This is a genomic window from Streptomyces sp. NPDC043876 (assembly GCF_056435825.1).
This window is the reverse complement of sequence record NZ_JBWKDV010000009.1, coordinates 209,045-221,210: the sequence shown is the minus strand read 5'-3', so window position 1 is coordinate 221,210 and position 12,166 is coordinate 209,045. Positions and strand designations below refer to the sequence as shown.

Below are 12,166 nucleotides of genomic sequence, written 5' to 3'. Positions count from 1 at the left end.
GTTCGCGGCTCGGTTCGCGGGTGTGCTCGTGGGCGGGTTCCCAGGTGGCCGGGCGGGTGGCCGGGCAGGTCGGGCTAGGCCGTCGGGGCGGCGGGCCATTCGTGGGCGAGGAGCGCCCAGATCTCGGTGTTCTGATGGACGCCCCGGTGGCGGTGGCTCTCGCGCAGGACGCCTTCGCGGGTCATGCCCAGGCGCTGGGCGACGGCGAGGCTCCTGGTGTTGAGCGAGGACGCGTGCCACTCGACGCGGTGCATGCCCCGTTCCCGGAAGGCGTGGTCGATCAGGATCCGGCAGGCGCGGGTGATCAGGCCGCGTCCGGCGGCGGCGGGCTCCAGCCAGCAACCGATCTCGCAGTTCCCCGCGGCCGCGTCGAAGGTCCGGAAGAGGACCCCGCCGACGAGGGTGCCGTCGACCCGGATGCCGAAGAGGCGGCCGGTGTCGGCGGCGGCCTTCTCGGCGTAGTTGGTCAGCAGGGTGCGCGCGGACTCGACGTCGGTGGCGGCGTCGGGGAAGCCGATGTGTTCCCCGATGTAGGCGCGGCCGCGCTCGATGTGCGCGAAGAATTCCTCGGCGTGCCGGGCTTCCAGGGGGAACAGCCGGGCATCGTCGGCGAGGTCTATGGAGAACATGCGGGATTCCTTCGGGTTCCTACGGCGCCGGTCCCGCCGGGTCAGCGGGGCGCGGCGGCGGGTTCGTCGGTTTCGCTGCGTTGCGCGGGCAGTGTCGCACGGAGGCGGCACTCGGGCGGCTCGATGCTGATCTTGGGCAGGCGGCGGTCGAGCCAGCCGGGGATCCACCAGTTCGCGCCGCCCAGCAGGTGCATGAGGGCGGGCACCAGCAGGGTCCGCAGGACGAACGCGTCGAGGGCGACGGCGGCGGCGAGCGCGATACCGAACATGGCGATCAGCCGGTCGCCGCTGAGCACGAAGGCGAGGAAGACGGAGATCATGATCACCGCCGCCGAGTTGATCACCCGGCTGGTCTCGGCCAGGCCGACCCGGACGGCCCGCCGGTTGTCGCCCGTGGCCAGCCACTCCTCGTACATCCAGCTGACCAGGAACACCTGGTAGTCCATGGAGAGGCCGAAGAGGACGGAGACCATGATCACCGGGAGGAAGGGTTCGATCGGCCCGGCGCTGCCGAGGCCCAGCAGTTCGCTGCCCCAGCCCCATTGGAAGACCGCGACGACGACACCGAAGGAGGAGGCCACGGCGGCGATGTTCATGGCGGCCGCCTTGAGCGGGATGCCGATGGACCGGAAGGCCAGCAGCAGCAGGACGCAGCCGAGCGCGATGACCACGCCGACGAAGAGCGGCAGCTTCCCGACGATGACGTCGGCGAAGTCGTCGTAGCCCGCGGTCACGCCGCCGACGTGGACGTCCATGCCGTGTCCGTGCCGGGCGCGCGGGATGACGTCCTGGCGCAGCCGGTCGACGAGTTCGCTGGTGGCCCGCGACTGCGGGGCGGAGGCGGGTACGACCGTCAGGACGGCGGTGTCCCCGCTCCGGTTGAAGACGGCCGGGCCGGCGGCGGCGACGCCGGGGGTGGTGCGCAGGGTCTCGCCGAGGGTGTCGAGGGCGGCGCGGTCCCCCGGGCCCGAGAGCCGGGCGACGAGCGTGAGCGGCCCGTTCACGCCGGGACCGAAGCCGTCCGCGAGCAGGTCGTAGGCCTGTCGGGTGGTGGAGGCGGCCGGGTTGTTGCCCTGGTCGGAGGTGCCGAGGTGGAGGGAGAAGGCGGGGACGGCCAAGGCCGCCATGAGCAGCGCGGCGAGGGCGCCGAGCAGTGTGGGGCGCCGTTCCACGAAGGCGGACCAGCGGACGGCGAACCCGACGGGCGGTCGCGGGCGCGGCCTGTCGGAGGCGAGCCTGCGGCGCTCGCGGCGGGACAGGGCGCGCATGCCGATGTACGAGAGGAGCGCGGGCAGCAGGGTGACGGACGCGGCGACGGTGAGGACGACGGTCAGCGAGGCGGCCAGGGCGACGCCGACCAGGAAGTCGAGCCGAAGGACCAGCATGCCGAGCAGGGCGATGCAGACGGTGGCGCCGGCGAAGACGACGGCGCGGCCGGTGGTGGCGGCGGCCGCGCGGGCGGCTTCGTCGACGCTCAGGCCGCGCAGCAGGCCCTTGCGGTGCCGGGTGACGATGAAGAGCGCGTAGTCGATGCCGACGCCGAGCCCGACGAGGGTGGCGAGCATCGGGGCGAAGTCGGCGACCGGCAGGGCGTGCCCGAGCAGGGTGATGCCGAAGTACGCGGTGCCGACGCTCACGAGCGCGGTCGCCAGGGGCAGCAGGCTGGCGGCGAGCGAGCCGAAGGCGAGGAAGAGGACGACCCCGGCGACGGCGACCCCCAGCACTTCGGCGAGGTGGGCCGTGGGCGCCTCCGTCAGGCCGATGGCGCGGCCGCCCAGGGCGACCTGGAGGCCGTCGCGTTCGGTCGCGGGGTTCTTCGCGGCGTCCAGGACGGCCCGGGCCTGCGCCGGGGGGACGGCGTCGGCCGGCCGGTCGAAGGTGACCACCGCGTAGGCGGTGCGCCCGTCGGAGCTGATCTGCGCCGCGCCCTCGGGTCCGTAGGGGCTGACGACGGAGCCGACGCCGGGCAGTGCGGCGATCGCGCCGAGGGCCCGGCTCATGCGCCGCTCGACCTCGGGCGTACGGGCGTTCTCGTGTGCGGGGGTGCGCCACACGACGGTGTCGGTGTCGCCGCCCTGGCCGTGGAAGCCCTCGCGCAGCAGGTCGTGCGCCCGGCCGGATTCGGTGCCGGGGACCTCGTAGTCGTGGGAGAACGCGCTTTTGGCACTCGCGGCGGCCGCGGCGCTCGCGCCGAGGGCCAGGAGCCAGAGCAGGACGGCGACGAGGCGGTGCCGCATGCACCACCGAGCGATGGCTGCCAACGAACGTGCTCCCTGGTGGTTCGGATCCTGTGCCGGGAACAGCCCGTCGGAAGGAACGCGTAGGTCCGAGACGGCCCACACCGCAACGATCCCAGCGATTCGTGATCGTTGGTCCTGTTCGTGTGCATCGTCACAGGATGGGCGGGTGGGTGAGGGTGTCCAGGACATCGCGCCCGGGTCCGACGGCCCGGGCGCGACGGCCGGCGGCCTACCGGCCGGGGCCCTCGTCCGCCCGGTAGCCCGGCAGGGAGGGCCAGCGCACGGTGAGGACGACGGTGTCCTCCTCGGCGTACCAGGAGTGGTTCACTCCGCGCCCCCACAGGACGTAGTCGCCCTGCTCGGCGAGGACCACGGTCCGCCCCGGGAACTCCAGCCGGAACCTCCCGCTGATGAGCACTTGCAGGGCCGTGCGCTCCTCACCGGTCACCCACTGCGCGCGCTCCTCCCCCTTCGGGTGCACGCCCCACTTGATCTCGACGTCCGCGCTGTGCCGGGGGTCGTCGGGGTCCTTGAAGTGCCCGAGGAGCCAGCCCCGGTCGGCGGCGGCCTCGGGTCCCGCCTTGCCGGTGTGCACGGTCCCGTCGGAGCCCGCGGGGGCGGGGGCGCGTCCGCTGGCGGGGGCGCTCGCGGCCCCGGAACGGCGGGTGTGGTCGGTCGCGTCGGGCATGGAGGGAGACTAATCCAGTTGCGGTGAGGGGTGATGGACTGCTGAGCTGCGCGGATGACGACGGATCTTGATGCAATAAGGGCCCTTTTCGACGCCGAGGCCCGCCGGGGAGCGCAGCCGGACGGGGACCATTCCCTGGTGGAGCGCGACGGGGACGTCGTACGGCGCGTCTCGCGCGGACCGGGCTGGAACGGGGTGCTCTGGTCGGACCTCGACGAGGACACGGCGGACGCGCGGATCGCGGCGCAGGTCGCCTACTTCGAGGGCCTCGGGGTGCCGGAGTTCGAGTGGAAGATGTACGACTACGACGCCCCCGCGGACCTGGGCGCGCGCCTGCTCGCCGCGGGCTTCGTGCCGGACCCGCCGGAGACGCTGATGGTGGCGCGGGTGGCGGACATCGCGCGGGAGGTGCCGGCACCCGAAGGGGTGACGCTGGTGAACGTGACGGACGTCGAGGGCGTCGACCTGATGATGGACGTCCACGCCCAGGCCTTCGGCGAGGACCGGCCGCGGATCCGGCACGCGCTGGTCACGCAGGTGACCCGGGCGCCGGAGACGATCCTGGCCGTGGTCGCGATGGCGGACGGCCAGCCGGTCAGCTCGGCGCGGATGGAGATCACCCCGGGCGCGTCGTTCGCGGGCCTGTGGGGCGGCGGCACCGTCCCCCAGTGGCGGGGCAAGGGCATCTACCGCGCCCTGGTGGCCCACCGCGCCCTCGCGGCGGCCGAGTTGGGGATCCCCTACCTCCAGGTGGACGCGTCGAGCGAGAGCCGCCCGATCCTGGAGCGCCTCGGGTTCGGAGTGCTGGGGGTCACGGTGCCGTACGTGTGGGTCGGCAAGTAGCGGCCCTTCCGCGCCGGCCGCCCGCGCGGCAAGATCGCTCCCATGGATCGCACAGCACCCCCCATGACCGGCGACGAGCGCGAAACCCTGCGCGCGTTCCTCGACTTCCACCGCGCCACCCTCGCCATGAAGTGTGAGGGCCTCACCGACGAGGAGCTGCGCCTGCGGGCGTCGCCGCCCTCGACCCTCACCCTGCTCGGCCTGGTGCGGCACATGGCCGAGGTGGAGCGCCACTGGTTCCGGCGCGTGCTGGCGGGCGAGGACGTGCCCCACGTCTGGTCCGACGAGCACGACTTCCAGGCCGCCTACGACGCCTCCGCCTCCACGCGCGCCGAGGCCTTCGCCGCGTGGGAGGCGGAAGTCGCCTTCGCCCGCCGTTTCGAGGCCGAGGCCGAGTCCCTCGACGTGACGGCCTACGTGGAGCGGTGGGAGGGGGACGCCTCGCTGCGCCTGCTGATGCTGCACATGATCCATGAGTACGCCCGCCACAACGGCCACGCCGACTTCCTCCGCGAGGCCATCGACGGCACCACCGGCGCCTGAGCGCCCCGGGCCTGACCCCGGCTCCCGCCCCTGACCCCGGCCCCGGCTCCCGCCCCGGCCCCTGCCCCGGCCGGTCGCTAGACCGGTCGCCAGTACCCCAGCGCGTTCACCCGCTGCTTGGGGAGCGCCAGTTCCTTGCGCAGGTACGCCGTCAGCGTCCGCGTGGTCGTCGTGTCGCACGCCAGCCACACGTAGGCCGTGGCCGGGTCGTCGACCAGCTCGGGCAGCCCGGCCTTCACCGCGTCCACGAGGGCGGTCCCGCCGCGCGCGACGCGCCGGACGTCGTGGTGCGCCGGGTCCACGCGGAGCGGAAGACCGGCGTCCGATTCGTGCTGCGTCTCGACCCAGAGGGTGGCCGGAGTTCGCGGGAAGGCCTCCAGCAGCGAATTGACGGCGGGCAGCGATGCCGCGTCCCCGATCACCAGCAGCCGCCGCGGCGCCGGGTCGGGCGCGGCGAAGCCGGTGCCCTGCACCGTGGCGTCGATGGTGTCGCCGGGCTGCGCGTCCCGCGCCCAGCGGCTGGCGACCCCGTCGTGCAGCGCGAATTCGAGCGTGAAGGTGCCGGCGGCCGGGTCGGGGTCCACCAGCGTGTAGGCGCGCTGGTGGGGCCTGCCCTCGCTCTCGAACCACACGCGCACCCACATCGTCGGATGCAGCGACTCCCCCACCGCCGCGAGCAGGCCGCCGTCCGACAGGTGGACCCGGCGGTAGTGCTCCGTGACCTGCTCCGCCCCCGTCACCGTGAACGTGAAGTCCTTGCCGCGCAGCAGCTTGAGGACCACGCCCTCCCAGCCCTTGGCAACGCCCATGACCGTCCTTCCCCCCGACTTCCCCTGGCACATCTTTTCGGCCTTATAGTAAGGCGAGCCTAACCTAATGCATCTGGGGAGCAGTGTGAGCAGCGTGACCGATTCGGCTCCCGGGGAAGCGGTCGGCCCGGAGCCGTACGCCTGCTACCGGGACGCCTGGGGCGTCCCCCACCTCCGGGCGGCCGACGCCCTGCGCCTGTCCTACGCCCAGGGCCGGACCACCGCCGGCGACCGCGCCTGGCAGCTGGAGGTGGAGCGGCGCCGTTCGCAGGGCTCCTCCGCGGCCTTCCTCGGCGCCGCCGAGGTCGCCTGGGACCGGTTCGCCCGCCAGTCCCGGCTCGACGACACCGCCCGCCGCTGCTTCGAGGCCCTCGACGCCGCGACCGCCGCATGGGTACGGGCCTACGTCGACGGCGTCAACGACGGCATGGCGGCGGGCGCGGCCCGCGACGAGCGGTTCGCGCGCACCGCGCTGGTCCCCGCCCCCTGGGAGCCCTGGGTCCCGCTCGGGATCTGGCTCTCCACCCACGTCCTGTTCACCGGGTTCCCCACCAAGCTCTGGCGCGAGCGGGTCGCCCGCGTCCTCGGCGACGAGGCCCTCACCCTGTTCGCCACCGACGGCCCCGGCACCGCGGGCAGCAATGGCTGGCTCGTACCGGGCGAGCACACCTCCACCGGGTCCGCGATCATCGCGGGCGATCCGCACCGCTTCATCGAGGACCCGGGCGTCTACCAGCAGATCCGGCTCGCCTGCCCCGAGTTCGACGTGGTCGGCCTCGCCGTCCCCGGGGTGCCCGGCCTGGCGCACTTCGGCCACACCGGCTCCGTCGCCTGGGCGATCACCAACGCCATGGCCGACTACCAGGACCTGTACGTCGAACGGCTCACCCGCACCGGTGGCCCGGGCGGCGAGCGCGTCGAGGCGCTCGGCCCGGACGGCGTCCCGGAGGCCGTGGCCCGGCACACCGAGGTCCTCACGGTCGCGGGCGCGGACGGCGCCGCTCCCACCGAGGTCGAGGTGGAGGTCCTGGAGACCGCGCGCGGCCCGGTCGTCGTCGACACCCCCGACCAGACCCTCAGCCTCCGCTACCCGGCCCGGGTCCGCGCCGACCTCGGCTTCGCCGCGCTCCCGGCCCTCCTGCGCGCCCGTACGGTCGCCGACGTCGACCGCGCCGTCGACGGCTGGGCCGAGCCCGTCAACGTCCTCCAGGCCGCCGATACCGAGGGCGGCCTGCTGCACCGGGTCGCGGGCGCCGTACCGCTGCGCCACCCGGACAACCGGCTGCGCCCGGTACCCGCCTGGGATCCGGCGTACGCGTGGCGGGGCTGGGCCGAGCCGCCCGCCGAACCGGTGCAGGGGGTCGCGGTCATGGCCAACGCCCGGGGGATCGCCTCCCCGCTGGGCGTGGAGTTCGCGCCCCCGCACCGGGCCCACCGGATCCGGGGACTGCTCGGCGGCTCGGCCGACTGGTCCGCCCCCGGGATGGCCGCCGTACACCGTGACACCTTCCTCGGATCCGCGGCGGCCGTGCTGGAGCGGCTGCCCGCGCCGGCGGACCTCTCCCCCGGGGCCGGGCGGCTGCGCGAGCGGCTGCTGCGCTGGGACCGGCACATGGCGGCCGACAGCGCCGACGCGACCCTGTTCGCGGCGCTGCGCACCGCCCTCGTCCGGCGGATCGCCGCCGACCCGGCGCTCGCGGGGCTGACCGGCCCGCCCACCGGCCCGGCCGTCTTCCACCCCTGGCTCCATCTGCTGCCGCGCGTCGGGTACGCCCTCGAAGGCCTGCTGACCACGGTGCTGCTGCCCGGCCTCGACCGCGCCGCGCACCTGCGCGCCGCCCTGGAGGAGACGGCCGCGGCGGCGGCTCCCGAGACGGCCTGGTCCGAGGTCCACCGGCTCGCGCCCTGGCAGGCGCTGCACGATCCCGCAGCCCGCTGGCCCGGCCTGGGCGGCGACCACGACTGCGTGAACGCCACCTCCAGCGTCCCCGGGGTCACCGACCTCAGCTCCCGCGCGTCGGCCGCCCGTTACGTCTGGGACCTGGCCCGGCGCGAGGACAGCCTGTGGGCCGTCCCGCTCGGCGCGGACGGCGTCACCGGCTCCGCGCACCACCTCGACCAGCTCCCGCTCTGGGTCCGGGGGGACCTCGTCCCCGTCGTCACCGACTGGACCCTGCTCACCAAGGAATCGATATGACCTCCCCCGCCGCCTCCTCCCGGCAGCCCGTCCACACCCACCACGTCGAGGGGTTCGGCACGGTCACCATCACGCCCGTCGACCCGGCGGCCGACGCCGCGCTGATCCACGCCTGGGTCAGCGAGGAGCGGGCGCGCTTCTGGGGCATGAACGGCGCGAGCCGCGAGCTGGTCCAGGAGATCTACGAGGACGTCGACCGCCGCGACACGCACCACGCGTTCCTCGTGCACCGCGAGGGAGCGCCGGTGGCGCTCTTCCAGACCTACGACTGCGCCGCCGACCGGGTCAGCGAGTGCTACGAGGTGCAGGCCGGGGACACCGGCGTGCACCTGCTGATCGGCCCCACCGACGGACCGGCCGAACGCGGCTTCAGCGCGGCCCTGATGACCGCCTTCATGGCGTACGTCTTCGCCGACGGCCGCACGGTCCGTGTCGTCGCGGAGCCGGACGCCCGCAACGAGAAGGCCATCGCGCGCCTGGAGCGGACCGGTTTCGTGCTGGGTCCCGAGGTGGAACTCCCCGAGATCGACCTGCCCGAGGTGTACCTCCCCGCGAAGCCGGCCCGGCTCGCGTTCCTCGCCGCGCCGCGGCCCCGGCCGGGGTCGGCCAACGCACGGGCACGCGCGACGAATTGACCGCTCGCGTCCCGGCGCGGGAAGCTGACCCCCACTCACACAGCTGGGGGGAAATTGACCAGCCGGAACTTGCACATCGGCCCCGACTCCACGCCCGACCGGTACCGGCTGCTCCGGTCCATCGGGCGCGGCGGTGAGGCCGTCCTGTACCTCGCGGAGATAGAGCTGGCGGGCGGGGCCGAACCCGTGGTCGTCAAGGTGCTCGACTCGAAGACGACCCTGACGCCGGACCTCTTCGAGCGGATCAGCCAGAAGTGGAACGAGCAGGCGGAGCTGCTGCGCTTCGTGCACCGGCCGGGGGTGGTCGGGGTCCGCGAGCACTTCCAGGGCCCGCCGATCCACCGGCCCGGGGAGTCGGGGACGCTCACCGGGCGCGCCCTGGTCCTCGTCATGAACCACGTCGACGGGCTGGACCTGCGGGACTGGCGGGCCGAGCGGGCCGTCACCACCCACGCCGAACGGCGCGAGGTGATGCGGACCCTGGAACAGCTCGCGGACGTCCTGGACTGGCTGCACTCGGGGCGGGCCACTCCGTCCGGGCGGACCGTCATCCACGGCGACCTCTCGCCCGGCAACGTGATGGTCGACGAGCACGGGCAGGCCACCCTGGTGGACTTCGGGCTCAGCAAGCTGACCGCCGACCACCAGACGGCCGAGGTCTGGTTCACCCCCGGGTACGCCGCCCCCGAGGTCTTCGACGGCAAGCGGACGCCGGGCACCGACCGGTACGCCTTCGGGGCGATCGCCTACTTCCTGCTCAGCGGGCAGTCCCCGCCCACGACCCCGGAGCAGCTGGCCCGGGCCATGGCGGCGCTGCCGCAGATCGCGGTGCTGGACGAGGAGGCGCGGGCCCGGATCGTCGCGCTGCACTCCGCCGACCCGGGTGAGCGGCCGGTCAGCCTGGCCGGGTGGATGAAGGATCTGCGGCACGCGGTGGTCTCCACGACCACCTCGGTCTCGCGGCCGGTCTCGGTCCAGGACGCGGTGCCGGTGCCGCGGGCTCCGTTCATCCCGCCGCGGCCCGCGACCCCGCCGCCGGTGGCGGCTTCGGTCGGTCCCGGTCCCGTCGAGCAGCCTCCGGTCGCTGCCACCCCGCCCCCGCCCGCGTACACGCCGATGCGGGCCCCGGATCCGCTGCCCGGGTACACCCCGACGCAGGCTCCGGACACCGCCGCCGGGTACACCCCGACGCAGGGCCCCGACACCGCGGCCGGGTACGCCCCGGCGCAGGCCCCGCCCGACGTGGTCACGCACGGCCTGGGCGCCGTCGCGCCCCCGGGCCCGGTGACGCCGGTGCCCGCACCCCCGCCACCCCGCAAGCGCAAGCGGACCGGACGGATCCTGGGGGCGGTGGGCGGGGTGCTCGTCATCGCCGTCCTCGCGGTGATCGGCGTACAACTGCTCGGTGACAAGGACAAGGGCAAGGGGACGGCCGGCCGGGACGGGGGCGCGGCCACGACCGGCGCGTCCGCCGCGGCCGACGGCTCCGCCGCGCAGCCGACGCCCTCGCCCACGCCGAGCGCGTCGCGGACGCCGGACGCCACGGCGCAGCCCACCGGTTCCGCCTCGCTGCCGCCCTCGGGGGTCGCTCCGGGGGTGAACGCGGCCGATCTGACCGTCATGACCCCGGTCGACGGGCTCGGTGGCTTCACCGTCTCGGCGGCGAAGATCAACACCAAGCAGTACGGGGCCGCGTTCGTCGCCGACACGGGGTGCAGCAACGACGTGACCACCGAGTTCGACCTCAACCGGGAGTGGAAGCAGCTGGAGTTCACGGCCGGCATCGACGACGGGTCCACCGTCGAGAAGGGGCGGGTCACCATCTCGCTCGACGGTCAGCCCGCGGCCTTCTCCGAACTGGTGGAACTGGGCAAGCCCGTCGCCCGCACCATCGACGTGACCGGCGCCCTGCGGCTGCGGCTCAAGGTGGACCGCATGTGCGGCGAGGACGTCGTCGTCATCGCCAGCCCGCTGCTCAAGCGGTAACGCGACGGAACACGCCGACGGCCCCGCACCGGAGATCCGGTGCGGGGCCGTCGCGCGCCGCGCGGGGCGCGAGCGCCCGCGGTGACTACTCCGAGACGCCCAGGCGTTCCAGGATCAGTTCCTTGACGCGTGCCGCGTCCGCCTGGCCGCGCGTGGTCTTCATGACCGCGCCGACCAGCGCGCCGACGGCGGCGACCTTGCCGCCGCGGATCTTGTCCGCGATGGCCGCGTTGCCCGCGATGGCCTCGTCGACGGCCGCGCCGAGCGCGCCGTCGTCCGAGACGACCTTGAGGCCGCGCTTCTCGACGACCTCGTCCGGGGTGCCCTCGCCCGCGAGGACGCCCTCGATGACCTGGCGGGCGAGCTTGTCGTTCAGCTCGCCGCCCGCGACGAGCGCCGCGACCCGGGCGACCTGCGCCGGGGTGATCGGCAGTTCGTCGACGACGACGCCCTGCTCGTTGGCGTTGCGGGCCAGCTCGCCCATCCACCACTTGCGCGCGGCGGCCGCGTCGGCGCCCGCCTCCGTGGTGGCGACGATGGCGTCCACCGCGCCGGCGTTGAGGATCGACTGCATGTCGTGCTCGGTGACCCCCCACTCCTCGCGCAGCCGGTTGCGACGCGCGCGGGGCATCTCGGGCAGGCCGGCGCGCAGTTCCTCGACCCAGGCGCGGGCCGGGGCTACGGGTACGAGGTCGGGCTCCGGGAAGTACCGGTAGTCCTCGGCGTTGTCCTTGATGCGGCCGGAGGTGGTGGAGCCGTCCTCCTCGTGGAAGTGACGCGTCTCCTGGAGGATCGAGCCGCCCGACGAGAGCACCGCCGCGTGGCGCTGGATCTCGAAGCGGGCCGCGCGCTCGACGCTGCGCAGCGAGTTGACGTTCTTCGTCTCGCTGCGCGTGCCGAACTCGGACTCGGGGGTGGGGCGCAGCGACAGGTTCACGTCGCAGCGCATCTGGCCCTTGTCCATGCGGGCCTCGGAGACGCCGAGCGCCTTGATGACCTCGCGCAGCTCGGCGACGTACGCCTTGGCGACCTCGGGGGCGCGGGCGCCCGCTCCCTCGATCGGCTTGGTGACGATCTCGATGAGCGGGATGCCGGCGCGGTTGTAGTCCAGCAGGGAGTGGGACGCGCCGTGGATGCGGCCGGTGGCGCCGCCGACGTGCAGCGACTTGCCGGTGTCCTCCTCCATGTGGGCGCGCTCGATCTCCACGCGGAAGATCTCGCCGTCCTCCAGCTGGACGTCGAGGAAGCCGTTGAAGGCGATCGGCTCGTCGTACTGGGAGGTCTGGAAGTTCTTCGGCATGTCCGGATAGAAGTAGTTCTTCCGGGCGAAGCGGCACCACTCGGCGATCTCGCAGTTCAGCGCGAGACCGATCTTGACGGCCGACTCGATGCCGATCGCGTTGACGACCGGGAGCGCGCCGGGCAGGCCGAGGCAGGTGGGGCAGGTCTGCGCGTTGGGCTCGGCGCCCAGCTCGGTGGAGCAGCCGCAGAACATCTTGGTGCGGGTGCCCAGTTCGACGTGGACCTCGAGGCCCATGACGGGGTCGTACGACGCGAGGGCGTCCTCGTACGACAGGAGTTCGGTGACGGTCACGG

Annotated in this window: 10 protein-coding genes; 5 read left to right on the top strand and 5 right to left on the bottom strand. The window is 74.0% G+C overall.

The annotated features are described in order from the left end of the window. Positions 1–74: 74 nt before the first annotated feature. The 3 genes from AC0693_RS27025 to AC0693_RS27015 form a co-directional block, all read right to left on the bottom strand. Positions 75–629, bottom strand: a complete 555-nt coding sequence (locus AC0693_RS27025; RefSeq protein ID WP_478803115.1) for a GNAT family N-acetyltransferase — start codon at positions 627–629, stop codon at positions 75–77. Between the two features lie 41 nt (positions 630–670). Beyond that, complete coding sequence (locus AC0693_RS27020) at positions 671–2,890, bottom strand: MMPL family transporter (RefSeq protein ID WP_478803114.1); 2,220 nt, start codon at positions 2,888–2,890, stop codon at positions 671–673. 208 nt (positions 2,891–3,098) lie between these two features. Further along, positions 3,099–3,557, bottom strand: a complete 459-nt coding sequence (locus tag AC0693_RS27015) for a cupin domain-containing protein (RefSeq protein WP_478803113.1) — start codon at positions 3,555–3,557, stop codon at positions 3,099–3,101. 54 nt (positions 3,558–3,611) lie between these two features. Between AC0693_RS27015 and AC0693_RS27010 the strand changes: the two genes are divergently transcribed. Continuing rightward, entirely contained in the window at positions 3,612–4,400 is a 789-nt protein-coding gene (locus AC0693_RS27010) for a GNAT family N-acetyltransferase (RefSeq protein WP_478803112.1), read from the top strand. Between the two features lie 42 nt (positions 4,401–4,442). Continuing rightward, positions 4,443–4,943 carry a DinB family protein gene (locus tag AC0693_RS27005; RefSeq protein WP_356412654.1) on the top strand — a complete coding sequence of 167 codons (501 nt, stop codon included), beginning with the start codon at positions 4,443–4,445 and terminating at the stop codon, positions 4,941–4,943. A 77-nt stretch (positions 4,944–5,020) separates the two neighbouring features. Here AC0693_RS27005 and AC0693_RS27000 read toward each other — a convergent pair whose 3' ends face one another. Further along, on the bottom strand, positions 5,021–5,752 hold the full coding sequence (locus AC0693_RS27000; protein WP_478803111.1) for a siderophore-interacting protein: 732 nt from the start codon (positions 5,750–5,752) through the stop codon (positions 5,021–5,023). Positions 5,753–5,837: 85 nt separating this feature from the next. On the opposite strand from AC0693_RS27000, the gene AC0693_RS26995 reads away from it, so the two are divergent. The 3 genes from AC0693_RS26995 to AC0693_RS26985 are packed head-to-tail and all read left to right on the top strand — an operon-like array spanning position 5,838 to position 10,570. Then, positions 5,838–7,949, top strand: a complete 2,112-nt coding sequence (locus AC0693_RS26995; protein WP_478803110.1) for a penicillin acylase family protein — start codon at positions 5,838–5,840, stop codon at positions 7,947–7,949. After that, positions 7,946–8,584, top strand: a complete 639-nt coding sequence (locus tag AC0693_RS26990) for a GNAT family N-acetyltransferase (protein ID WP_468464516.1) — start codon at positions 7,946–7,948, stop codon at positions 8,582–8,584. The genes AC0693_RS26995 and AC0693_RS26990 overlap by 4 nt, the downstream gene beginning before the upstream one ends. A gap of 54 nt (positions 8,585–8,638) precedes the next feature. Then, complete coding sequence (locus AC0693_RS26985; RefSeq protein WP_478803109.1) at positions 8,639–10,570, top strand: protein kinase domain-containing protein; 1,932 nt, start codon at positions 8,639–8,641, stop codon at positions 10,568–10,570. 85 nt (positions 10,571–10,655) lie between these two features. On the opposite strand, the gene gatB is transcribed toward AC0693_RS26985, so the two are convergent. Beyond that, positions 10,656–12,164: an Asp-tRNA(Asn)/Glu-tRNA(Gln) amidotransferase subunit GatB gene (gatB, locus tag AC0693_RS26980; RefSeq protein ID WP_356412663.1), complete on the bottom strand. Its 1,509-nt coding sequence runs from the start codon at positions 12,162–12,164 to the stop codon at positions 10,656–10,658. Positions 12,165–12,166 lie beyond the last annotated feature (2 nt).